Origin of the sequence: Variovorax boronicumulans NBRC 103145, assembly GCF_001591345.1 — a bacterium.
GTDB lineage: Bacteria > Pseudomonadota > Gammaproteobacteria > Burkholderiales > Burkholderiaceae_C > Variovorax > Variovorax boronicumulans.
The window spans coordinates 33,908-56,920 of record NZ_BCUS01000006.1 but is presented as its reverse complement, the minus strand read 5'-3'; the positions used below and the strand labels follow the sequence as shown (position 1 = coordinate 56,920).

Annotated in this window: 23 protein-coding genes and 1 tRNA gene; 15 read left to right on the top strand and 9 right to left on the bottom strand. The window is 69.2% G+C overall.

What is annotated here, in order from left to right; all coding sequences use genetic code 11:
- Positions 1–4: 4 nt before the first annotated feature.
- Positions 5–1,174: a M20 aminoacylase family protein gene (locus VBO01S_RS03255; protein WP_062470385.1), complete on the bottom strand. Its 1,170-nt coding sequence runs from the start codon at positions 1,172–1,174 to the stop codon at positions 5–7.
- Between the two features lie 25 nt (positions 1,175–1,199).
- Positions 1,200–2,549, bottom strand: a complete 1,350-nt coding sequence (locus tag VBO01S_RS03250; RefSeq protein ID WP_062470382.1) for a DUF3100 domain-containing protein — start codon at positions 2,547–2,549, stop codon at positions 1,200–1,202.
- 123 nt (positions 2,550–2,672) lie between these two features.
- On the opposite strand from VBO01S_RS03250, the gene VBO01S_RS03245 reads away from it, so the two are divergent.
- Entirely contained in the window at positions 2,673–3,650 is a 978-nt protein-coding gene (locus tag VBO01S_RS03245) for a LysR family transcriptional regulator (RefSeq protein WP_062470380.1), read from the top strand.
- A 56-nt stretch (positions 3,651–3,706) separates the two neighbouring features.
- Positions 3,707–4,165 carry a CopD family protein gene (locus VBO01S_RS03240; RefSeq protein ID WP_062470376.1) on the top strand — a complete coding sequence of 153 codons (459 nt, stop codon included), beginning with the start codon at positions 3,707–3,709 and terminating at the stop codon, positions 4,163–4,165.
- Here VBO01S_RS03240 and VBO01S_RS03235 read toward each other — a convergent pair.
- From VBO01S_RS03235 to VBO01S_RS03225, 3 genes are read right to left on the bottom strand one after another with little or no spacing between them, the layout of a single operon-like run.
- Entirely contained in the window at positions 4,162–4,620 is a 459-nt protein-coding gene (locus VBO01S_RS03235; protein WP_082817960.1) for a VOC family protein, read from the bottom strand. The two genes, VBO01S_RS03240 and VBO01S_RS03235, sit on opposite strands and share 4 nt — an antisense overlap.
- Positions 4,621–4,633: 13 nt before the next feature.
- A complete protein-coding gene (locus tag VBO01S_RS03230; RefSeq protein WP_062470373.1) occupies positions 4,634–5,872 on the bottom strand; it encodes a CaiB/BaiF CoA transferase family protein in 1,239 nt (412 codons plus the stop codon).
- 8 nt (positions 5,873–5,880) lie between these two features.
- On the bottom strand, positions 5,881–7,080 hold the full coding sequence (locus VBO01S_RS03225; protein ID WP_062470370.1) for an acyl-CoA dehydrogenase: 1,200 nt from the start codon (positions 7,078–7,080) through the stop codon (positions 5,881–5,883).
- A 185-nt stretch (positions 7,081–7,265) separates the two neighbouring features.
- On the opposite strand from VBO01S_RS03225, the gene VBO01S_RS03220 reads away from it, so the two are divergent.
- The 4 genes from VBO01S_RS03220 to VBO01S_RS03205 all read left to right on the top strand — a co-directional run bounded on the left by VBO01S_RS03220 (position 7,266) and on the right by VBO01S_RS03205 (position 10,475).
- Positions 7,266–8,168, top strand: a complete 903-nt coding sequence (locus VBO01S_RS03220) for a LysR substrate-binding domain-containing protein (RefSeq protein ID WP_062470368.1) — start codon at positions 7,266–7,268, stop codon at positions 8,166–8,168.
- Positions 8,169–8,231: 63 nt separating this feature from the next.
- Complete coding sequence (locus VBO01S_RS03215; RefSeq protein WP_062470366.1) at positions 8,232–8,726, top strand: helix-turn-helix domain-containing protein; 495 nt, start codon at positions 8,232–8,234, stop codon at positions 8,724–8,726.
- Positions 8,719–9,447 (top strand): nucleotidyl transferase AbiEii/AbiGii toxin family protein, encoded by a 729-nt coding sequence (locus VBO01S_RS03210; protein WP_062470364.1) that lies wholly within the window; start codon positions 8,719–8,721, stop codon positions 9,445–9,447. The genes VBO01S_RS03215 and VBO01S_RS03210 overlap by 8 nt, the downstream gene beginning before the upstream one ends.
- Positions 9,448–9,542: 95 nt before the next feature.
- Positions 9,543–10,475 (top strand): AraC family transcriptional regulator, encoded by a 933-nt coding sequence (locus VBO01S_RS03205; RefSeq protein WP_062470524.1) that lies wholly within the window; start codon positions 9,543–9,545, stop codon positions 10,473–10,475.
- A gap of 35 nt (positions 10,476–10,510) precedes the next feature.
- On the opposite strand, the gene VBO01S_RS03200 is transcribed toward VBO01S_RS03205, so the two are convergent.
- On the bottom strand, positions 10,511–11,017 hold the full coding sequence (locus tag VBO01S_RS03200; protein ID WP_062470362.1) for a GFA family protein: 507 nt from the start codon (positions 11,015–11,017) through the stop codon (positions 10,511–10,513).
- Between the two features lie 120 nt (positions 11,018–11,137).
- On the opposite strand from VBO01S_RS03200, the gene VBO01S_RS03195 reads away from it, so the two are divergent.
- Together VBO01S_RS03195 and VBO01S_RS03190 are read left to right on the top strand one after the other, a co-directional pair.
- Positions 11,138–11,851: a 2OG-Fe(II) oxygenase gene (locus VBO01S_RS03195; protein WP_062470360.1), complete on the top strand. Its 714-nt coding sequence runs from the start codon at positions 11,138–11,140 to the stop codon at positions 11,849–11,851.
- A gap of 226 nt (positions 11,852–12,077) precedes the next feature.
- Positions 12,078–14,042: an adenylate/guanylate cyclase domain-containing protein gene (locus tag VBO01S_RS03190; protein ID WP_082817959.1), complete on the top strand. Its 1,965-nt coding sequence runs from the start codon at positions 12,078–12,080 to the stop codon at positions 14,040–14,042.
- A 31-nt stretch (positions 14,043–14,073) separates the two neighbouring features.
- Here VBO01S_RS03190 and VBO01S_RS03185 read toward each other — a convergent pair whose 3' ends face one another.
- Together VBO01S_RS03185 and VBO01S_RS03180 are read right to left on the bottom strand one after the other, a co-directional pair.
- A complete protein-coding gene (locus VBO01S_RS03185) occupies positions 14,074–14,517 on the bottom strand; it encodes a YbaY family lipoprotein (RefSeq protein ID WP_082817958.1) in 444 nt (147 codons plus the stop codon).
- A gap of 31 nt (positions 14,518–14,548) precedes the next feature.
- Positions 14,549–16,543 carry an acetoacetate--CoA ligase gene (locus tag VBO01S_RS03180; RefSeq protein ID WP_062470357.1) on the bottom strand — a complete coding sequence of 665 codons (1,995 nt, stop codon included), beginning with the start codon at positions 16,541–16,543 and terminating at the stop codon, positions 14,549–14,551.
- Positions 16,544–16,643: 100 nt separating this feature from the next.
- Between VBO01S_RS03180 and VBO01S_RS03175 the strand changes: the two genes are divergently transcribed.
- From VBO01S_RS03175 to fahA, 7 genes are read left to right on the top strand one after another with little or no spacing between them, the layout of a single operon-like run.
- Positions 16,644–17,423 (top strand): TetR/AcrR family transcriptional regulator, encoded by a 780-nt coding sequence (locus VBO01S_RS03175; protein ID WP_062470354.1) that lies wholly within the window; start codon positions 16,644–16,646, stop codon positions 17,421–17,423.
- Positions 17,420–18,367: an ABC transporter substrate-binding protein gene (locus VBO01S_RS03170; protein WP_062470352.1), complete on the top strand. Its 948-nt coding sequence runs from the start codon at positions 17,420–17,422 to the stop codon at positions 18,365–18,367. The genes VBO01S_RS03175 and VBO01S_RS03170 overlap by 4 nt, the downstream gene beginning before the upstream one ends.
- Positions 18,364–19,149, top strand: coding sequence for an ABC transporter ATP-binding protein (locus VBO01S_RS03165; protein ID WP_062470349.1), 786 nt, complete (start codon positions 18,364–18,366; stop codon positions 19,147–19,149). Before VBO01S_RS03170 ends, VBO01S_RS03165 begins: the two co-directional genes overlap by 4 nt.
- Positions 19,142–19,912, top strand: coding sequence for an ABC transporter permease (locus tag VBO01S_RS03160; protein ID WP_062470346.1), 771 nt, complete (start codon positions 19,142–19,144; stop codon positions 19,910–19,912). The genes VBO01S_RS03165 and VBO01S_RS03160 overlap by 8 nt, the downstream gene beginning before the upstream one ends.
- On the top strand, positions 19,909–20,700 hold the full coding sequence (locus VBO01S_RS03155) for an ABC transporter permease (RefSeq protein ID WP_082817957.1): 792 nt from the start codon (positions 19,909–19,911) through the stop codon (positions 20,698–20,700). Before VBO01S_RS03160 ends, VBO01S_RS03155 begins: the two co-directional genes overlap by 4 nt.
- A gap of 40 nt (positions 20,701–20,740) precedes the next feature.
- Positions 20,741–21,547: a cyclase family protein gene (locus VBO01S_RS03150; RefSeq protein ID WP_062470343.1), complete on the top strand. Its 807-nt coding sequence runs from the start codon at positions 20,741–20,743 to the stop codon at positions 21,545–21,547.
- 2 nt (positions 21,548–21,549) lie between these two features.
- Positions 21,550–22,872, top strand: coding sequence for a fumarylacetoacetase (gene fahA / locus VBO01S_RS03145; protein WP_082817956.1), 1,323 nt, complete (start codon positions 21,550–21,552; stop codon positions 22,870–22,872).
- Positions 22,873–22,927: 55 nt separating this feature from the next.
- Here the strand turns inward: fahA and VBO01S_RS03140 are convergent.
- Positions 22,928–23,003: transfer RNA gene (locus VBO01S_RS03140), tRNA-Gly, on the bottom strand.
- Positions 23,004–23,013: the final 10 nt, after the last annotated feature.

The window sequence follows — 23,013 nt, the reverse complement described above, 5'->3', positions numbered from 1 at the left end:
CGCATCATGCGGCCGGAAGCTGCTGTTTGACCAGCGCCACCCAGTAGGCCGCACCGAGCGGCAGGATGTTGTCGTTGAAGTCGTAGTACGGGTTGTGCACGTTCGGGTCGTTCGGGCCCTCGCCCGCGCCGATGCCGATGTAGGCGCCGGGGCGCTTTTGCAGCATGAAGGCGAAGTCTTCCGAGCCCATGGCGGGCGGAATGTCGGTGTGCACCTGCTCGATGTCGACCAGGCTGGCCGCCGCCGCGATGGCCGCGTCGGTCTCGGCCGGCGTGTTGACCACGCCGGGGTAGCCGCGTCGGTACTCCAGCGCCACCTTGGCGCCGTGCGTGGCGGCCACGCCGTCGCAGATCTGCTGCATCGCCGCCTGGGTCTTGTCCTGGATGGCGGCGTCGAGCGTGCGCACGGTGCCGCGCAGCACCACGGTCTCGGGAATGACGTTCCAGGTGTCGCCGCCGTGGATCTGCGTGACGCTGACCACGGCCGCGTCGGTGGCGCCGGTGCGCCGGCTCACGATGGTCTGCAGCGCGTTGATGAGCTGGGCCGAGATCACGACCGAGTCGATGCCGGTCTCGGGCATGGCGCCGTGGGCGCCCTTGCCGGTGATGACGATCTCGAAGGTGTCGAGAAAGGCCGTCATGGTGCCCTTGCGGATCGCGAAGCGCCCGCGCGGCAGGCTCGGAAAGTTGTGCATGCCGTAGACGGCGTCGGCCGGGAACTGCTCGAACAGGCCCTCTTCCACCATCACGCGGCCGCCGCCTTCGTTTTCCTCGGCGGGCTGGAACACGAAGTGCACCGTGCCCTGGAACGGCTTGTGGCGCGACAGGTGCTCGGCCGCGCCCAGCAGCATCGCCGTGTGGCCGTCGTGGCCGCAGGCGTGCATCTTGCCGACGCATTTGGAGGCATGCGCCTGCGTGCCGAGCTCCTGCATGTTGAGCGCATCGAGGTCGGCGCGCAGCGCGATGCTGGGGCCGTCGCCGTTCTTCAGCGTGCCGACCACGCCGGTGCCGGCCAGGCCGCGGTGCACGGGCAGGCCCATGAGCATCAGCGCGTTGGCCACCACGTTGGCGGTGCGGTGTTCCTCGAAGGCGGTCTCGGGGTTGGCGTGGATGTCGCGGCGCCAGCTGAGCATGCGGGCGCGGGTGTCTTCGGCAATCTCGGGGTCGCGGTACATGGCGTGAATCTCTCGTGGGATGGAATCAGTGGAAGAACTCGGCGATGAACGTGGCGCCGAGGAAGGTGCCGGCCGTCGCGGTGAGCGACACCACCACGATGCGCCAGCCGAGGCGGCGGAACACGGGCAGGTCTTTCGCGACCGAGAAGCCGGCCAGCGCCAGCACCGGCGTGGTGAAGGCCAGGAAGTTGAGCTTGGCGGTGATCGCGATCAGCGCGTCGGAGAAGGGGAACAGGCCCGGGATGCCGACCACGGTGGCCACCACCGAGAGCACCAGCACCATCGGCAGGCGCGGCGCGAAGCGCTTGATGGCTTCGACGGCGCCGGCAATCGCCACCACGGCGAGCACGCCTTCGAGCGACACCAGCACCGGCACCTTGTAGGTCACGGCATTGCCGATGAGCACGCCACCGCCCACCACCAGCCAGGCCAGCAGCGTGTCGCGCAGCGACGTCGGCGCGGCGTGGGCCACGTCGGCGCTCGAGACGTTCGCGCCCGCGTCCACGGCAGCGCCCTGTTGGGCGCCATGCTTCGAGAAGCGGCCCAGCACCGGCTCCAGCTTGCCGTAGAGCCACGAGCACAGCGGCAGCGACAGGAACAGCGTGAAGTAGAAGCCGGCCACGGTGGTCAGCAGGTTCGAGGCGGCGGCAATCGCCGTGAGCTGCGGCAGCATCTCGGGCGGGCTCTGCGCGGCGATGGCGCCCAGCGCCGCCGCCATCAGGCTGCCCGAGCCCACGCCGGCGCCCATGGCCAGCGAGCGCGGGTCGAAGATGTGCAGGCTGGCGATGAAGCCCGCCAGCACCGCGATGAACAGCGCGCCCAGCACGGTGCCGGTGATGTACTCGGCCAGCACGCCGCGACCTTCGGGCGAGGCCATGCCGTACTTCTCTCCGATGATCACGAGGTTGCCCTCGCGGCCCACCGAGAAGGTGGCGCCCACGGCCTCGCGCTTGATGCCCAGCAGCAGCGCCAGCGGCAGGCCCAGCGCCAGGGTGCCCAGCGCATGGCCGAACTCCTGGAACAGCAGCGCCCAGCCGGCCTGCTTCACCTGCGGCAGCGCGGCGCCGACCGTGAGGCCCAGCTTCACCACGAACAGCAGCAGGCCCGCGTTGAGCAGGCCGCCGGCCAGCGACTGCTGCGCCGTGGCCACGCGCACCACGCCCGGCACGCGCCGGTGCGCGATGCCCCAGGCGGCGGCCATGAGCAGCGCCCACAGCATCGGCAGCAGCACCACCTTGCCGGGGCCGACGCTGAACTGCGTCGGGCCGATGAGTTCGGCCACGGCCACGAGGACCAGGGTGACGACGAGGAGCTTGAGTTTGCCGGCGGCGGTGGACGGCGCGACGGCTGCAATCGTGGAGGCGGCGGAGGTCATGGGTGAGGCGGGATGGGGCGTTTTCGAGGGGTGCCGGCGAGTTTCGGGCGGCGAGCCTCTTGCATCAATGACCGCAAATAAGGATATTCGTTGCATTGAATGCAACACTCGGAGACGACTGCCATGGACGACAAGCTCGACACCCGCCGGGTGCGCTACTTCATGCAGGTGCTCGACAGCGGCTCGGTGCGCGGCGCGGCCGACGTGCTCGACATGGACCCGTCGGCCGTGAGCCGCGCCATCGGCATCCTGGAGACCGAGTGCGGCCTGCCGCTGCTGGAGCGCCACGGACGCGGCGTGGTGCCCACCGACGCGGGCCAGCTGCTGGCCGGCTACGTGCGCAGACAGCAGGGGCAGAAGCAGCACCTGCTGGCGCAGATGGACAGCATCCGCAAGATCGAGAGCGGCCACATCGACATCGTGGCCGGCGAAGGCTATGTCGACTGGCTCATGCGGCACAGCCTGCGCATCTTCATGGCCAGCCACCCGAAGATCACGGTGAACCTCGATGTAGCCAGCACCGACGAGATCGTGCGCCGCGTGATCGAGGAACGTGCCCACATCGGCATGCTGTTCCAGCCGCCGAAGGACGAGCGGCTCACCTCGCACCAGTCGCACGCGCAGCCGATCCAGGCCATGGTGCTGGGCTCGCACCCGCTCGCGCAGCTCGATCGCCCGCTCAAGCTGGCCGACCTGCTGCCCTACCCCGGCGCCACGCTGCACCGCAACTTCGGCGTGCGCCAGCACATCGAGGCGGCCGAGATCAGCGAGGGCGTGCGGCTGCCCGCGCTGCTGACCACCACCTCGTTCAGCGCGCTGGGCCACTTCGTGTCGGCGGGCCTGGGCTACACGCTGGGCACGCGCATCTCGCTCACGCCCAACGCCGACCACCCCTCGCTGGTCGAGCTGCCGATGAAGAACCCGCTGCTGTCGCAGGGGCGCTCGCACATCGTGTCGCGCCACGGCCGCCTGCTGCCGCCGGCCGCGGCGACGCTGCTGCGGCAGGTGGTGGCGGACATGAAGCGCTATGCCGATTCGATCGCGGGCACGGGCACCAGCAAGCCCCGCGCGAACACGCGCGGGCGCGGCGCGACAGGTTGAAGGCCATGGGGGCTTGCGTTGCGTGCGCGGCCGGTTCGGTGTTCTGATCGGAGCCCATGTCCTACCTCGCTCCCCTCTTCGTCCACCTGCTGTGCGCCGCCTTCTGGGTCGGCGGCATGGCCGTCATGCACTTCGCGGTGCGCCCTGCCGCCGTCGCCACGCTGGAGCCGCCGCTGCGCCTGCGCATGATGGCCGCGACGCTGCGGCGTTTCTTCATCGGGGTGGACGCGTCGGTCACGCTGCTGTTCGTGAGCGGCTTCGCGATGATCCTCGCGACCGGCGGCTTTCGCGCCGTGCACTGGCGCGTCGAGGCCATGATGGGCATCGCGCTCGTGATGGCAGCGGTCTATGTCTACATCCGCGCCTCGGTGTTCCGCGCGCTGCGCCGCGCGGTGGACGACAACGCCTGGCCCGTGGCGGCCGCGCGGCTCAATACCGTGCGCCAGCTGGTGACGCTGAACCTCGCGCTGGGCGTGGTGGTGTTCGCGGTGGCGGTGATGGGGCGCGGCGCTTAGGCCGCAGGGCCCTTCAGCTCTACGCCATTGCCATCGGGATCTTCGAGATAGATCGAAGGCCCGTTGCCCTCGGCCCCGAAGTTGTTCTGCACCTCGCCGTGCACCGGCACACCGTGCCGCGCCATGCGCGCGCGGATCGCCGCTTCGTCGAAAGGCTCGATGCGCAGGCAGAGGTGATCGACATTGCGGCCTTCGCGCCCGGCCAACGCGCCGCCCTGGCTGCCGAGCTTGCCGTCGTGCGTGACGAGGTCGATGAGGCTGCTGCCGGCGCGCAGGTGCACGAGGCCGAGGTCGTCGCGGCGCTTCTCTAACGTGCAGCCGAGCACGTCGCAGTAGAAGGCCATGGACCGCGCGGCGTCGCGCACGCGCAGCACGACATGGTCGATGCGCAGCACCGCGAACGGGGCCGCATCGGCAGCGGAAGCAACAGGAGACGAAGCAGGCGGGCGCGTCATGCCCGCCAGTGTGTCAGACCACCCCGGCGGCGCGCAATGCCTCGAAGCGCGAGGCGTCGACGCCCATCTCGGCCAGCACCTCCTGCGTGTGCTGTCCGAGCGCGGGCGGTGCGCGGCGCAGCACCGGCGGCGTGGCCGTGAGGCGCAGCGGGCTCGCCACGCCGGTGATGCTGGCGATGCCGTCGCCGGCATCGCGCGGCAGCGTGACGGCCAGGCCGCGCGCCTGGACCTGCGCGTCGTCGAAGGCCTGCGCGATGTCGTTGATGGGGCCGCAGGGCACGGCCTTGTCTTCGAGCAGCGCGACCCAGTCGGCGGTGGTGCGGGTGCGCGTGAGCTCTTCCATCATCGGGATCAGCACGCCGCGGTGTTTCACGCGCAGTGTGTTGGTCGCAAAGCGTTCGTCGGCGGCCCATTCGGCGTGGCCGGCGGCTTCGCAGAAGCGCGCGAACTGGCCGTTGTTGCCGATGGCCAGCAGCATCGAACCGTCCTGCGTCGGAAAGTCTTGATAAGGCGCGAGGCTCGGGTGCGTGTTGCCCTGGCGGCCCGGCGCCTTGCCGGTGTTGAGAAAAGCGCTCGCCTGGTTGGCGAGGATGGCCATGCCCACGTCGAGCAGCGCCATGTCGATGTGCTGGCCTTCGCCGGTGCGGTCGCGCACCTGCAGCGCCGCGAGGATGGCGGTGCTGGCGTACACGCCGGTGAACAGGTCGGTGAGTGCCACACCCACACGCAGCGGGCCGCCGCCGGGCTCGCCATCGGGGCGGCCGGTGATGCTCATCATGCCGGTCATGGCCTGGATCATCAGGTCGTAGCCCGCGCGCTCGGCGTAGGGGCCGTCGTGGCCGAAGCCGGTCACGCTGCAGTAGATGAGGCGCGGGTTGGCCGCGCGCAGGCTTTCCTGATCGAGGCCGTACTGCTTGAGGCCGCCGGTCTTGAAGTTCTCGACCACGATGTCGGCCTGCGCCGCCATCTGCTGCAGCAGCGCCTGCCCTTCGGGCGTGGCCATGTCGATGGTGACCGAACGCTTGTTGCGGTTGCAGGACGTGAAGTAGCTGGCCTGGTCGGTGTCGTGGCCGTTCGCGTCCTTCACGAAGGGCGGACCCCAGGTGCGCGTGTCGTCGCCGACGCCGGGGCGTTCGATCTTGACGACATCGGCGCCCAGGTCCGCGAGGATCTGCGTGCACCACGGGCCCGCGAGCACGCGGGACAGATCGAGGACCTTGATGCCGTCGAGTGCTGCGGGCTTGGTGCTCATGCGTTCGTTCAGTTGGCGAAAGCTGCGATGCCGGTGATGGCGCGACCGAGGATGAGCGCGTGGATGTCGTGCGTGCCTTCGTAGGTGTTGACCACTTCGAGGTTCACCAGGTGGCGCGCCACGCCGAACTCGTCGCTGATGCCGTTGCCGCCCATCATGTCGCGCGCCATGCGGGCGATGTCCAGCGACTTGCCGCAGTTGTTGCGCTTCATGATCGAGGTGATCTCGACCGCGGCGATGCCTTCGTCCTTCATGCGGCCCAGGCGCAGGCTGCCTTGCAGGCCCAGCGTGATCTCGGTCTGCATGTCGGCCAGCTTCTTTTGAATGAGCTGGTTGGCGGCGAGCGGGCGGCCGAACTGCTTGCGGTCCAGCGTGTACTGGCGGGCGCGGTGCCAGCAGTCTTCGGCGGCACCGATGGCGCCCCACGAGATGCCGTAGCGGGCGCTGTTCAGGCAGGTGAACGGGCCCTTGAGGCCTTGCACTTCGGGGAAGGCGTTTTCTTCAGGGCAGAACACGCCGTCCATGACGATTTCGCCGGTGATGCTGGCGCGCAGGCCGACCTTGCCGTGGATGGCCGGAGCCGTCAGGCCCTTCATGCCCTTTTCGAGCACGAAGCCGCGGATCGGGCCGACCGTGCCGCTTTCGCTGACTTCCTTGGCCCACACCACGAACACGTCGGCGATGGGCGAGTTGCTGATCCACATCTTCGAGCCGCTGAGCGAGTAGCCGCCCGGCACCTTCTTGGCGCGCGTGGCCATGCTGCCGGGGTCGGAGCCGTGGTCGGGTTCGGTCAGGCCGAAGCAGCCGATCCATTCGCCGGTGGCGAGCTTGGGCAGGAACTTCTGCTTTTGCGCTTCGGTGCCGAATTCGAAGATCGGCACCATCACCAGCGAGCTCTGCACGCTGGCCATCGAGCGGTAGCCCGAATCGACGCGCTCGACTTCACGGGCGATCAGGCCGTAGGCCACGTAGTTCAGCCCGGGGCCGCCGTACTGCTCGGGAATCGTCGGGCCGAGCAGGCCGAGCGCGCCCATTTCGCGAAAGATCGCGGGGTCGGTTTCGCCGGTGCGGAAACCTTCGATGACGCGGGGCGCCAGGCGCTCCTGGCAGTAGGCGTTGGCCGCGTCGCGGATCATGCGTTCTTCGTCGGTCAGCTGCTGGTCGAGAAGAAGGGGGTCGTCCCAGTGGAATTGCGCTTTGGCGGCCATGTGGATGTCTCCGGAAAAGGAAGAAGAAACAAAAGAAGGGGGAATGCGGTCGATCGTAGCCACGCAGGAGGCCCGGCGCAAACGATGAATCCTCACCCAGATATGCGTCCGGCGCACATCTTGAGAGATACATCTTGTTGATTTACTGGTGAAACCAATCCGCCAGTCATACACTCCCGGCATACATGCGCCGCAAGATTCCACCCCTGCAAACCCTCGTGTGCTTCGACGCCGCCGCACGCCACGAGAGCTACACCCGCGCCGCGCAGGAACTGGCGCTCACGCAGAGCGCGGTGTCGCGCCAGGTCGGGGCGCTCGAGGCCTTCCTGGGCGTGGCGCTGTTTCGCCGCACGCGGCACGGCGTGGCGCTCACCGCCAGCGGCGCCGCCTACGCGCGCCAGATCGCCCGTCGCCTGGAAGCCATGGAACGCGACACGCTCGACGCCATGGCGCACCAGGGCGAAGGCGGGTCGCTGTCGCTGGCCGCAGTGCCCACCTTCGCCACGCGCTGGCTGGTGCCGCGCCTGCGCGGTTTTGCGGCGCTGCAGCCCGACGTGGTGGTGCACATCGAGACGCGCACCCGCCCCTTCCTCTTTGCCGACGCGGAGTTCGACGCCGCGCTGTACGCCGGCACGCCCGCGCAGGTCGAGAACTGGGCCGGCACGCGCGCGCTGCTGCTCATGCATGAAGACGTGGTGCCCGTGTGCAGCCCTTCGCTGCTGCCCCACGGCAAGGCCGTGTCGCCCGCGGCCATCGCGCGGATGCCGCTGCTGCAGCAGAGCACACGCCCCGACGGCTGGCGCCAGTGGTTCGACGCGCAGCAGGTCGACGCGCCCACCGCCCGCGGCGGCCCGCGCTACGAGCTGTTCTCGATCCTCGCCGCCGCCGCCTCGCACGGCCTGGGCGTGGCGCTGATGCCGACCATGCTGGTGGCCGACGAGCTGGCGCGCGGCGAGCTGGTGGTGGCCTGCCCGCGGCCCTTGTCGGGCGAGCGCAATTACTACCTGGTGACGCCGGAGCGGGCGGACCAGCGGCCGTTGCTGAAGCTGTTCAGTGATTGGTTGCTGGGGCAGGCGCGCGAAGGTTGAAGTGGCCAAAGATGTATCTCGTACTAGACATTTCATTAGTTTTGCCTAATATGAGATACACATATGCCACCCACCGCCCCGCCGACCTTAGACAAAGCCAACCGACGCCTTGAAGTGTTCGGCCGGCATATCCATGCCCGTCGGAAGTCGCTCCGGATCAGCGCCACCACGGCCGCCGAGGCGGCGGGCATGTCGCGCATGACGCTGCATCGCATCGAACGCGGCGAGCCCTCCGTCACGATGGGGGCCTACATGAACGCCCTGGCGGCACTGGGTCTGGATGTCGAAGTGACGGCGCCGGTCGAAGGCTCCGCCAAGGAGATGTTGGCGCCGGCGCCTTCGCTCACGCCGACGAAAACCGTCCGGGTGGGCGACTTCGCACAGTTGCGCCGCCTCGCCTGGCAGTTGCCCGCGGACGCGGAACTCACCCCCGAAGAGGCCTGGGGCACCTACGAACGCAACTGGCGCCACGCCGAGCCGTCTGCGCTCGAGGACAACGAACGCCAGCTGCTGGCCGAGCTGGCCCGCCTGCTGGGCCGCAGGCCGCTCGATGTTTGAGCGCGCCCACCATCGCCAGGTGGCCGAGGTGCTCGCGGCGCTGAATGCGCGCCTGCTGGCGGACAACCATTGCCTGTTCGGCGGCGGCACCGCCATCGCGCTGCGCCATGGCGAATACCGCGAGTCGGTGGACATCGACTTCCTCGTGTCCGATGTGGCGGGCTACCGCTGCCTGCGCCAGCTCGCCACCGGCAGCGAGGGGCTGCGCGCGCTGGCCCGGGAAGGCGCGAGCCTGCAGCAGGCCCGCGAAGTGCGCGCCGATCAATACGGCATCCGAAGTGCCGTTCGCGTGGGCGAGACGGACATCAAGTTCGAGATCGTCCTCGAGGCACGCATCGCACTCGAAGCCCCCGGCGCTGCAGACCGCATCGACGGCATCGCCACCCTCACGCCGCTGGACATGGCGGCGAGCAAGCTGCTCGCCAACTCCGACCGCTGGGCCGACGACAGCGTGTTCAGCCGCGACCTGATCGACCTGGCCATGATGCAGCCCGGCAAGCCCCTGCTGCAGCGCGCGGCAGGCAAGGCGCGGCTCGCCTACGGGGACAGCATCGATGCCGATCTCGCGAAGGCCGCCGATGCGCTGCTGGCGCGGCCCGGACGCATGGAGCGGTGCATGCACATGCTGCAGATGACCGCGATCGCGCCGGCCTTGCTGCGCAAGCACATCAAGGCCCTGCTGCCGCGAGCGCCACGCGCGAAGCGCAACCCCGGCACTTGAGGGACACCCGCTGCGATGTACGACCAGCGGCCGTTGCTGAAGTTGTTCAGTGATTGGCTGTTGGGGCAGGCGCGCGAAGGTTGAGAATGCGCGCCATGCCGCGCGACAGCCGCTCCGAGTACGAATGGCGCATGCACAAGGTGCTGACGCACATCGACGACCACCTGGACGAGGCACTCGATCTCGCGGCGCTGGCCGACGTGGCGCATTTCTCGGCGTACCACTTTCATCGCCTCTTCGCAGCCTGGGCCGGCGAGACGCTGGGCGACTACATCCGGCGCCGCCGCGTGGAGGTGGGTGCGCTGCGGCTCGCGACACAGCCGCGCCTGTCGGTGCTCGAAGCGGCAGTGTCGGTGGGCTTCGGTTCAGGCGAGGCGTTCACCCGCGCGTTCCGCGCGCATTTCGGCAGCGCGCCCAGCGCGTGGCGTGCATCGCACGACTGGGCGCTGCCCTGCGACGATCCCGCACGCAAGAGCAATCCTGATCAGATCGCCCTGCACGGCTTCACGAAGAATGGATCTCCATCGCGCAACGCCGCGCATCATCAGGAGCCACCCGTGAATGTCCAACTGATCACCCGCTCTCCCGTCACCATCGCCTACCTGCGCTACACCGGTCCGTTCGGCGCGCCGGTGGGCGCGTTCTGGGCCGAGAAGGCCGCGCCCTGGATCGGCGCGCACAAGCTGTGGTCGCATGCCCGCTACGGCATCAGCCACGACGACCCGAGCATCACCGCGCCCGAGCACTCGCGCTACGACGCCTGCGTGGAAGTGCCCGACGATTTCGTGCCCGATGGCGGCTTCCAGAAAACGGTGCTGCCGGGCGGACGCTATGCCGCGCTGCGGTTCCAGGGCCTGCCCGAAGAGATCAACGACGCATGGACGCGCCTCATGCGCGACTGGCTGCCCGCGAGCGGCTTCCAGTTCGACAGCCGGCCCGCGTTCGAGTACTACGCGCCCGACATGGCCTTCGACGAGAAGACGAGTGCGTTCGAATGCGACATCTGCATTCCGATCGCGCCGCTCTGAAAGGCGCGGGCCGGCAACTGGCTGGCGCAGCGCGATCAGCCCTTCGCGGGCCGGGCGCCTTCCCGCGCATAGGCTTCGATCATCGCCGGAAAGGCGTCCATCGCAGGCAAGGTGCCGAAGCTGTGCTTCGCGGGCGTCGTGGCCCACGGCAATTTCTCGTCGGTCCAGGTTTCCGCAAAGGGCGCGACCCATTCGTGCCGGTCGAGCATGGTGGCGCGCAGGTTGACGAAATAGTCCATGCCCTCGGTGCGCGTGAACATCCAGCTCTTGCAATGCGGGCAGAAGAAGTGGTGCGACTCCTCGCCGTGCAACCCGCCGATGACGGGTTCGCCCGACACCACTTCGAAGCCCGGCGTGGGGATCGCCAATGACAGCGAGAACGCACTGGCGCTCATGCGCTGGCAGCCGGTGCAGTGGCAGGCCATGGCCAGCAGCGGCGGCGCAGTGATCCGCAGGCGCACCTGGCCGCAGCGGCAGCCGCCGGTCCAGGGGAGTTGCCAGTCGTTGGCGGTGTCTTGGGGGGTGTGGTTCTGGGTGCTCATTGAATGTGAATGCTTTCAGGCTGGGTCTCCGGGATGATCGCTCACGCCGGGCCCTGCCCCACCGAAACCCGCGTCCGAAAACGGCGAGCCCGCATCCGACCGCCGCGCGACACTGCCCGCATGAGCTCTTCCGTCGCCGCCCGCATCCACGCCCTCGACTGGCCCCGCATCGATGCCGACCTCGCCGCGCGCGGCTGTGCCGTCACCGGGGCGTTGTTCACGCCCGCGGAATGCGCCGCGCTCACGACCATGTACGACGAAGGCGCGCGCTTTCGCAGCCGCGTGGTCATGCAGCGCCACGGCTTCGGCCAGGGCGAGTACCAGTACTTCGCGAACCCGCTGCCGTCCAGGCTCGTGGCGTTTCGCAGCGCGCTGTACGAACGCCTCGCGCCGCTGGCCAATGCCTGGGCTGCGGCCATGGGCCAGCCGGCCAACTACCCGCCGGACCACGCGGCCTACCTCGCGCGCTGCCATGCGGCGGGCCAGCTGCGCCCCACTCCGCTGCTGCTGCGCTACGGCGAGGGCGACTACAACTGCCTGCACCAGGACCTGTACGGCGACCTGCAATTTCCGCTGCAGCTCACGGTGCTGCTGAGCCGGCCCGGCGAAGACTTCACGGGTGGCGAGTTCGTGCTGACCGAGCAGCGCCCGCGCATGCAGTCGCGCGCCGAGGTGGTGTCGCTCGCGCAGGGCGAGGCCGTGGTCTTCGCGGTGAACCAGCGGCCGGTGGCGGGCACGCGCGGCAGCTACCGCGTGACGATGCGCCACGGCGTGAGCCGCGTGCGCAGCGGACAGCGCCACACGCTGGGCCTGATCTTTCACGACGCGCACTGAATAGAACGAACGTCCGTTCGCAATCAAGCCCTCGGGCGCAGCAACATCGCACCAAGCGTGCAAAGTTGCACACATGTACCAAATACAGGCGAAAATCCCGCGCGCATCCGGGGGATTGCCAGGATGGCCGGCGCACACGATCGGCCCCGCAACACCCTCCGGACGCCGGACCACGACCTCGTGAGGAGGAGCCGGGGTCCGTTCCGAGTTGTCGTCAGGGAGCTGTATGTACAAGGAATCGTCCGGGCCTCCGGATGCGGCGGGTCGCCCGTCTTTCGCGCACGTCACCACGCCGTTGCCACCGTCTCCGTCACCCTCTTCCGCTGAAATCCCACCGCCCCGACGCCCGCGTCGCTTCCGGGTCGATGTCGGCTCCATCGTCAGTGCCGTGGCGCTCGCGCAGTCGCTGCTGCTGGTCACGCTGGGCTACTGGGGGTCGCAGCGGCTGGTGACGACGATCGGCACCTCGGCGCACAAGTCGAACCACGACCGCACGGAAGACAAGGTGCTGGCCTTCCTGGCCAAGGCCGAATCGGCGGTCGGCGCGATCGGCAGCTCGCCCAGCCTCACGCCCGCGGGCGAGAACGTGGACCGCACGGCCGAGCTCCTGTGGACGCTGCTGCAGCAATCGCCCGAGCTCGACAGCGTCTACGTGGCGAACGTCGAGGGCAAGATGCTGATGGCGCTGCGCTACCCGGTGCCGGCGATCCGCCACATCGCGCGCGGCGACGGCTTCACCACCGAGACCTGGCAGTACAAGCTGCCGCTGGGTTCCGAGGCCGACGTGCAGCAGCGCTTTGCCACGCAGCGCGTGGAGGCCTACCGCAGCAACTACAACCCGACGCAGCGCAGCTGGTTCGTGCAGGCGCGCAAGACGCAGGGTCCGGTCTGGACCGTCCCCTATGTGTTCGCCGCCGCGCAGGAGCTGGGCGTGACCTACGCGCTGCCCAGCCAGCGCCGCCAGGCCGAGGGCAGCCCGCAGGCGATGGTGGTGGCGGGCGACGTGTCGCTGGGCCGGCTGTCGGAGTTCGTGCGCCTGTTCAGCCGCAACGGCAATGGCAACAGCGCGCTGCTGAGCGCCGACCACAAGGTGCTCGCGCGCAGCGACATGCCGGGCGTGCTGCACACGCTCGAAGCGCCCACGGGCGCGCTCGGCGCACTGAACGCGCAGATGGTGGCCGACGGCATCGCCGGCAGCGGCAGCGACAAGGCCTTCGCCTTCAGCCACGAGGGGCGGCGCTACCTGGTGCAGGCCTCGCGCATTCCCGCCACCGGCTGGCAGCTGGTCAGCTGGGTGCCCGAAGACGTGCTGCTGGGTGGCCTGCGTCGCGCGGTGGCGTGGTCGCTGCTGCTGGCGCTGGTGTTCCTGGGTCTGGCGCTGTACATGTCGCTCAAGCTCTCGAAGCTGGTGACGGCGCCGGTCGAGAACCTCTCGCGCATCGCGCACCGCATCGGCCGCCTCGAGCTCGACGACCTGCCGCGCGAGCCCAGCCGAGTGCTCGAGATCCAGCACCTGGACCAGGCGCTCGACGATTCGGCGCGCAGCCTCAAGGCCTTCAGCAAGTTCGTGCCGGTGGACGTGATCAACCAGCTGGTGGCGCAGGGCCACGCGCTCGCGCCCAACGGCTCGCCGCGCCAGGTGACGGTGATGTTCACCGATGTGGAAGGCTTCACGTCGATCTCCGAATCGATCGCGGCCGATGTGCTGGTGCGCCAGCTGACCGAGTACTTCAACCTCGCGGCCGCGGTGTTCGCGCGCCACGGCGGCGTGATCGACAAGTTCATCGGCGACGGCATCATGGTGCTGTGGGGCGCGCCGGCCGACCTGGAAGACGCCGAGTACAAGGCCTGCTGCGCCGCACTCGAGCTGCACGCCGAGATGCACCAGCTCAACCGGCAGTGGGCCGAACAGGGCCTGCCCGAGTTCCGCACGCACATCGGCATTCACACGGGCGTGGTGGTGGCGGGGGTGCTGGGCTCGAACGACCGGCTGTCGTACACGGCGTTCGGCGACGTGGTGAACGTGGCCAGCCGCATCGAAGGCGCGAACCGCCAGCTGGGCACGCGCATGCTGATCTCGGAAGTCACCTACGCGGCCCTGAACGGCCGGCTGGCCACGCGGCGCATCGAAGAGCTGGTGGAGCTGCGCGGCCGACAGACGCGCATGGTGCTCCACGAACTGCTGACCTGATCCGCGCGAGCCTGTCGCGCGGGTCGGTCGATCAGCGCGAGGGGCGCGGCGGCGGCGGTGGCGTGGCCACGCGCACCAGCATCAGGTTGGCGGTGGTGCCGTTGCCCTGCGTGAGCACCGAATACTGCGTGTCGTTGATGAACAGCAGCTGCTCGCCGCGCGTGATGCGCGCCGCCACGGCGTAGCGCATGCGCGGGTCGATGCGTGCGGCATCCACGCTCAGTTCGAAAGCGAAGGGCGGCTGCTTGCCGTTGGCGGGAATGCGCTGCTCGGCGAGCACGACCGAGGGCGCGTCCATGCGCGACACGTCGAGCAGTTGCACGCGCACTTCGGCCGCGGGGTCGAGCGCGATGCGCTCGCGGTAGGCCACGGTGCCCGTCACGCGCAGCGGTGCGGCGGCGGGTTGGGCCGGCGTGCCGGGCGAGCCGCCCGCGCAGGCGCTCAGGACGGAGGCGCCGGCAACGGCGGAGAGCATGAGGAGGCTGGTGCGTCTTTTCATCGCCCCATTATGCGGAGGCCCGCTGTGCGGCGAAAGCCACATACCAGTCCAGGCTGCCGGGGTTTGCCATCGCCTCGCGGTTCACGACCTTCTCGATAGGCTGGCCCAGCAGCAGCTTCTTGATCGGCAGCTCCTGCTTCTTGCCCGACAGCGTGCGCGGAATCTCGGCGACCTGGAAGATGTCGTTGGGCACGAAGCGCGGCGACAGCGAGGTCTTGATCGCGTTGTGGATGCGCGTGCGCATGGCCTCGTCGAGCGCCACGCCGGGACGCAGCACCACGAACAGCGGCATGTAGCTGTCGCGGCCCAGGTATTCGAGGTCGACCACCATCGAGTCGAGCACCTCGGGCAGGCCTTCGACCGCACTGTAGATTTCGCTGGTGCCCATGCGCAGGCCCTGGCGGTTGATGGTGGCATCGCTGCGGCCGTAGATGATGCAGCCGCCGTCGCTGCCGACCTTGATCCAGTCGCCATGGCGCCACACGCCCGGGTAGGTGTCGAAGTAGCTCGACACATAGCGCGCATTGCCTTCGTCGCCCCAGAAGTACAGCGGCATCGACGGAATGGGCTGCGTGCACACCAACTCGCCGACCTCGCCGATGACCGGCTGGCCCTGCTCGTTCCAGGCTTCGACCGCGTGGCCGAGTTCGCGGCACTGCATCTGGCCCGGCACTTCGGGCAGCTCGCGGTTGCCGCCGACGAAGGCGCCGCAGAAGTCGGTGCCGCCGGAGATGTTGCACCACCACACCTCTTTCGAGCCCGCGTCGAGGATCTGCTGCGAGCCCCAGCGCTGCACCTCGTCGGGCAGCGGCGAGCCGGTGCTGCCGAGCGCGCGCACGCGCGACAGGTCGCCGCAATCTTTCGCGACGAGCCCCGCCTTCATGCAGTTGGTGAAGTAGGCCGCGCCCGCGCCGAAGAAGGTGACGCGGTGCTTGGCGACGAAGCGCCACAGCACGCCCCAGTCGGGCTTGTCCTTGCTGCCCGCCGGGTTGCCGTCGTAGATGCAGATGGTGGCGCCGAAGGCCAGGCCCGAGAGCTGCGAGTTCCACATCACCCAGCCCGTGGAGCTGTACCAGTGGTAGCGCTCGCCGAAGTTGTTGGCGCCGTAGCTCGCGCCCACGTCGTTGTGCAGGCCGCAGGCGTGCATGGTCAGCAGGATGCCGCCCTGCCCGTGCACGATGGGCTTGGGCAGGCCGGTGGTGCCGCTCGAATAGACGATCCAGATCGGGTGGTCGAAGGGCAGCCACTCGGGCTCGAAGGCTGCGACCTGCGCGTCGTCGCGCGCGATGGCCTGCTGCCATTCGACGTCATGCGCCACCGCGTTCGCAGCGAAGGGCGACTGCACGAGCAGCAGCTTCTGCACACTCGGCAGCTGACCGCGCAGCTCCTGCAGCACGGTGCTGCGGTCCAGCGGCTTGCCGCCGTAGTGCACGCCGTCGACCGCGATCAGCAGCGTGGGTTCGATCTGGCGGAAGCGGTCGGCCACGGCGGCCGTGCCCATGTCGGGCGCGCACACGCTCCACACCGCGCCGATGCTGGAGCACGCGAGGAACGCCACCATGGTCTCGGGCACGTTCGGCATGTAGGCGGCCACGCGGTCGCCGCGGCGCACGCCGAGCGACTTCAGCGTGAGCGCCACCGAGGCCACCTGCCGGCGCAGCTCGGGCCACGACAGCTCGCGCACCTCGCCGCGTTCGTTGTCGCTGACGATGGCGGGCAGGCCGGCCGCATGGGCCGCATCGGCGTGGCGCAGCACCTCGCGCGTGTAGTTGACCTGCGCGCCGGGAAACCAGCGCGCGCCGGGCATGCGGCGTTCGGCGAGCACCGCTGTGTGCGGCGTGGGCGAGCGCAGGCCGGCGTAGTCCCAGATGCTCTGCCAGAAGGCATCGAGGTCGGTGACGGACCAGCGCCACAGCGCGTCGTAGCTGTCGAAGGCCTGGCCGCGCGTGTCGCGCAGCCAGTTCTGATAAAGACGGATCTGGGGGATGTTGGGAGCGGGCATGCCACGAGCGTAGCGCCGCGAACGGTCGTGCTCAATGAGGGTTGACCTCAGGGTTTGTACGTGTGTTCAACATTTTTGTACAGCCGTTCAATACGCCCCCATGAACGCTCGCACACCGCCGGCCCGCAAACGCAGCGCCTCTCGAGGCTCAGGCACCTCAGGCGCCCCGACCGTCGCGCCCGAGCCCGCGCGGCCCGACCGCCGCCAGGCGATCCTGCTGGCGGCCGAGAAGCTCTTCGCGCAGCACGGCTACCACGCCGTGACGATCCGCCAGATCGCCGAAGAAGCCGGCGTGCCGCTCGCGCTCGTGGGCTACTACTTCGGCCCGAAGCACGAGCTGTTCCACGCGATCTTCGAACACTGGAGCCACAGCATCGACGAGCGGCTGGCGCGCCTGGCGGCCGTGACCATCGACCCCGACGACGCGCGCACGCTGCCGCGCATCATCGAGGCCTTCACCGCGCCCGTGCTGGCGCTGCGCGCGAGCACCGAGGGCGAGTACTACGCGCTGCTGGTGGCGCGCGAGCTGTACCACGCCACCGAGGAAGCCGACCGCGTGCTGCGCGGCTACTTCGACCCGCTGGCCGAGGCCTACATCGACGCACTGCATGTGGCACTGCCGCATGCCACGCGCAGCCAGGTCGCATGGGGCTACCAGTTCGCGCTGGGCGCGCTGCTGCACCACCTGACCGACAGCCGCATCGAACGGCTCTCGCGCGGCGAGAACACACGCGCCGACCCGGCCGTGGCGCCGATGCTCGTGAACTTCATCGCCGGCGGCCTGCGCGCCGCGCTGCCGAAACCGAAGGCGACGTCGAAGGCCCCCGCCGCCAAGTCCTCACGCACGAAAAAGACCATCCCCAGGAGACCCCAGCCATGATGAAAAGACGCACCCTGCTGTCGGCGCTCGCGGCCGCATCGGCCACCGCCTCGTTGCCTTCGCGCGCACAGCAGGCCCACCCGAAGATCGTGTTCGGCTACACGGCGGTGACCGACTTCGCCTCGGTCTTCGTGGCGGCCGAAGAGGGCTACTTCAAGAAGCGCAGCCTCGACGTGGAGCTGAAGTTCATTCCGCTGAACTCCACCATCCCCGCCGCGCTGCAGTCCGACTCGCTGCAGATCGGCGGCCCCACGCCCTCGGTGTTTTTGCAGGCGGTGGACGGCGGGCTCGACCTCGTGCTGGTGGCCGGCGGCGGCCTCACCTCGAAGACGATCACGGGCTTCGGCCTCGTGGCGCGCGCGGGCTCGGGCATCAAGAGCGCGCAGGACTGCGTGGGCAAGAAGATCGGCGTGCCGGGGCTCGGTGCCTTCCTGCACGTGACCTTCCGCGCGTGGCTGAAGGACAGCGGCGTCGACTACCGCAAGGTCAACTTCATCGAGGCCGCGTTCCCGCAGCATGCCGACCTGCTGCGCGGCGGCTCGGTCGACGCGGTGGTGTCGGCCGACCCGTTCATGAGCCGCATCACCGAAAGCGGCGCGGGCTACGTGGCCTCGTACTACTCGACCTTCCTGCCCGAGAACAACCAGACCATCGTGCATGCGGCCAAGCGCGAGTGGGTGGCGAAGAACCCCGCCACCGCGCGCGCCTTCCGCGAGGCACTGGTCGAGGCCGGCGCCTTCATCCAGCAGGCGAAGAACGACGCGAAGGTGCGCACGGCCATCGGCAAGTACATCAAGCTGCCGCCCGAGGTGCTGGCCAAGGTGCAGGTCTCTCCGCCCGGCCCCGTCGTCACCGACAAGCAGCTGGGCTATTGGACCGGGCTCATGAAGGAGCAGGACATGCTCAAGACGAACATCGACGTTGCGAAGCTGATCGCCAAGTGAGCGCGGCCGCCGATTCCTTCCTGCGCTTCGATGGCGTCACCATCCGCCTCGGCGGGCGCGAGATCCTGTCGCCCACCTCGTTCGACGTGGCGCGCGGCGAGTTCGTCTGCATCGTCGGCCCGAGCGGCTGCGGCAAGACCACGCTGCTGCGCGCGGCCAGCGGCCTCGTCACGGCCAGTGCCGGCGAGGTGCGGCGCAAGGGCGTGCCGATGACGGCGCCCTCGCGCGAAGTGGCCTTCGTGTTCCAGGACTACGGCCGCGCGCTGCTGCCGTGGCGCACGGTGGAAGGCAACGTGAGCCTGGCGCTCGAAGCGGCCGGCGTGCCCACGGCCGAGCGCGCATCGCGCATCGCCGACGTGCTCGGCAAGGTCGGGCTCGCCAAGCATGCGCACAAGTTTCCGGTGCAGCTGTCGGGCGGCATGCAGCAGCGCGCGCAGATTGCGCGCTGCCTCGCGCAGAAGCCCGAGCTGATGATGATGGACGAGCCCTTCGGCGCGCTGGACGCACTCACGCGCCAGAGCCTGCAGGACGAGCTGGCGCGGCTGGTGCGCGACGACGGGCTCACGGTGCTGTTCGTCACGCACGACCTGGAAGAAGCCATCTACCTCGGCGACCGCGTGATCGCGCTGCAGGCCAACCCCGGGCCGGGGCGGCCGAGCCTGGCACGGATGATCGACGTGAAGATCCCGCGCCCGCGCGACCAGCTGACGACCAAGGAGCATCCGGAGTACCTGCAGTTGCGGCGTGAACTGTTCGCCTTCATCGAGCAGGGCCATGACTGAAGGCCGCCTCCTTCGCTGGCTGCGGCCGTGGGTGTTTCCCGCGCTGCTGGTCGGCGCCTTCGAATGGTACGCGCGGCGCGCGGCGGCGCTGGGCAGCGATGCACTCGCGCCACCGAGCGCGGCGGCCAAGGCCTTCGTCGGCGCGGCGATGGACGGCTCGCTCTGGCAGGCCACGGGCTTCACGCTCGGCACGGCGGCGCTGGGCCTGCTGCTGGGTGCGGTGCTCGGCATTGCGCTGGGGCTGGTGCTCGGGCTCTCGCGCCGTGCGGCGCAGCTGGGCGCCGTCTCCATCGAGGTGCTGCGCCCCGTGCCTTCGGTCGCGCTGATCCCGCTCGCGATGCTGGGCTTCGGTTTCGGCGTGCGCATGGAGGTGGCCATCGTCGCCTTCGCCACCTTCTGGCCGCTGCTGGTGCTGGTGCAGTCGGCGGTGCAGCAGATCGAGCCCCGGCTGCTCGAGGTGAGCCGCGTGCTCGGGCTGTCGGCGCGCGAACGCGCCTTCAAGATCGTGCTGCCGGCCATCGTGCCTCGCCTGTTCGTCGCGCTGCGCCTCGGTGTGGCGGTGGCGCTGGTGGTGGCCGTGACGGTCGAGATCGCCGCCAATCCGCACGGCATGGGCTACGCGATGATGATCGCGCAGCAGAGCTTCGACCCCGCGCTGATGCTCGCGTGGCTGGGCTGGATCGGCGTGGTGGGCTTCGCGGTCAACGCGGGCATGGTGCGCCTGCAGGCCCTCGTCGCGCGACGCATGGGGGTGCAGCCATGAACCACCGCAACGACCGACTGGGTCTGGGGTGGCTGGGCTCCGTGGCCGTGCTGCTCGCGCTGGTCGCGCTGTGGTGGGTGGCGAGCAACGCGGGCTGGGTCAGCCGCGTGTTTTTGCCGACGCCGCAGGCCACCTTCGCGAGCCTGCTCGAAGGGCTCAATCTCTCTTCGGGCAACGATGGCAACGGCGAACTGCTCGCCTTCACGCAGGCCACGGTGGGCCGCATGGTCGAAGGCTGGCTGCTGGCGTCGCTCTTCGGCGTGCTGCTGGGCGCGGCCATCGGCGTGTCGCCCGCGGTGCGCGCGTGGGTGCAGCCGACGCTGGAATTCATCCGCCCGCTGCCTGCGTCGGCGCTGCTGCCGCTGGCCATTTCGATCTTCGGGCTGAACCCCGGCATGGTGCTGTTCGTGGTCGCCTTCGGCGCGATGTGGCCGGTGCTGCTGGCCACGGTGCACGGCTTCGCGGCCGTGGAGCCGCGCCTGTCGGAAGTGGCGCGCTGCCTGCAGATGTCGCGCGCCGCGTACATCTGGAAGATGGGCTTGCCCAACGCCATGCCCGACATCCTGGCCGGCATGCGGCTGGCGCTGACCATCGCGCTGATCGTCGCGGTGGTGGGCGAAATGATCGCCTCGCAAAGCGGCCTGGGCCAGGCCATCCTGCTGGCGGCACGTGCCTTCCGCGCCAGCGACCTGTTCGCCGGCATCGTGCTGCTGGGGCTCATCGGTTTCGTGAGCAACGCGCTGCTGGCCTTTGCAGAAAAGCGCCTGCTGCGGTGGCAGCAGCCCTGACCAATTCCATCAAACCCAACACCCCACAAGGAGCCTCGCCATGCCACGCAAGTTCGTCGACCTGTCGATCTTTCTCGAAAACGACGTGCTGTCCGATCCGCCGGCCTTTGCGCCGAAGATCCAGTACTTCACGCACGACAACACCTTCGAGCAGATCGAGCCCTTCTTTCCCGGGCTGAAGAAGGAAGACCTGCCCGACGGCGAAGGCTGGGCGGTGGAGCTGGTGCAGCTGTCCACGCACAACGGCACGCACCTCGATGCGCCCTATCACTTTCACTCGACGATGGACAAGGCGCTGGGCGAGAAGAAGCCCGCCATCGCGATCCACGACGTGCCGCTCGAATGGTGCTTCCAGCCCGGCGTGAAGCTCGACTTTCGCCACTTCGCCGACGGCTATGTGGTCACGGCTGCCGACGTCGAGGCAGAACTGAAGCGCATCAACCACACGCTGAGCCCGTTGGAGATCGTGGTGGTCAACACGCGCGCCGGCTCGCGCTACGGCAACCCCGACTACGTGTCGGCCGGCGCGGGCATGGGCTACGAAGCCACCATGTACCTGCTGGAGCGCGGCGTGCGCCTCACGGGCACCGACGCCTGGAGCTGGGACGCGCCCTTCGTGCACACCGCCAAGAAGTACGGCGAGACGCACGACGCCTCGCTGATCTGGGAAGGCCACAAGGCCGGGCGCGACATCGGCTACTGCCACATCGAGAAGCTGCACAACCTCGAGGTGCTGCCGCCCACGGGCTTTTTCATCAGCTGCTTTCCGCACAAGATCCGCGGCGCGTCGGCGGGCTGGACGCGCGCGGTGGCGATCTTCGACGACGCGCTGATGGCGTCGGTGTGAACATGATCGAACTCAACCACACGCACGACGCTGGCGCCCGCAGCTGGGTTGCATCGGCCAACGCCGCGGGCAGCGACTTTCCGATCCAGAACCTGCCGTATGCGATGTTCCGCCGCACGGGCAGCCCCGAGCCGTTTCGCGGCGGCGTGGCCATCGGCGACCAGGTGCTCGACCTCGCGGCGCTGGCCGCGGGCTCGCACGTCGACGGCCTCGCACTCGATGCAGCACGCGCCGCTGCCCTGCCCGCGCTGAACGATTTCTTCGCGCTCGGCCCGCCCGCCTGGCAGGCGCTGCGCCACGCAGTCTTCGCGCTGCTGCACAGCGATGCGCCGGCCGCGACCGCGGACGACCTGCGCGGCTGCCTCGTGCCGCAGGCCGAGGTCGAATACACCGTGCCCGCGCGCATCGGCGACTACACCGACTTCTACACCTCGATCGACCACGCGCTGAACATCAGCCGCCTGATGAACCCCGACGGCGACGTCACGCCCAACTTCCGTTGGGTGCCGACCGCGTACCACGGGCGCGTGTCGACCATCGGCGTGAGCGGCCAGCGCTTTCACCGGCCGATGGGCCAGGCCATGGCGCCGGGCGCGAAGGCGCCGACCTACCAGGCCTGCGCGCGGCTCGACTACGAGCTGGAGCTGGGCGTGTGGATCGGCCAGGGCAATGCGCAGGGCGAGGCGATTCCGCTCGCGCGCGCGGAAGAGCACATCTTCGGTCTCTGCCTGCTCAACGACTGGTCGGCGCGCGACATCCAGTTCTGGGAAATGGCGCCGCTCGGCCCCTTCCTCGCGAAGAACTTCGCCACCACGATCTCGCCGTGGATCGTGACGATGGAAGCGCTCGCGCCCTACCGTCAGGCGTGGACGCGGCCCGCGAACGAGCCGCAACCGCTGCCGTACCTGGAAAGCAGCGCGAACCGCGAAGGCGGCGCGCTCGACATCCGGCTCGAGGTGTGGCTCGAAAGCGAAAAGGCGCGCGAGCAGAAGACCGGGCCGTCGCGCCTGTCGGGCACGAGCTTCCGGCACCAGTACTGGAGCATTGCGCAGATGGTGGCGCACCACACGGTCGGCGGCTGCAGCCTGAACCCGGGCGACCTGTTCGGGAGCGGCACCATCTCGGGCCCCGGCGAGGGCGAGGCCGGCGCGATCATCGAGCTGACGCGCGCGGCCCAAACCCCGGTGACGCTGGCCAACGGCGAGACGCGCGGTTTCCTGGAAGACGGGGATGCGGTGCTGCTGCGCGGCTGGTGCGAGAAGCCCGGCCATGCGCGCATCGGTTTCGGCGAGAGCCGGGGGACCGTGCTGCCGGCGCGAGGTTGAAAGCGACGCGCCAATGAAAAAGGCCACCTGGTGAGGTGGCCTTTTTCATGCGATTTGGAGCGGGAAAAGAGTCTCGAACTCTCGACCTCAACCTTGGCAAGGTTGCGCTCTACCAACTGAGCTATTCCCGCGTGAGCCTCA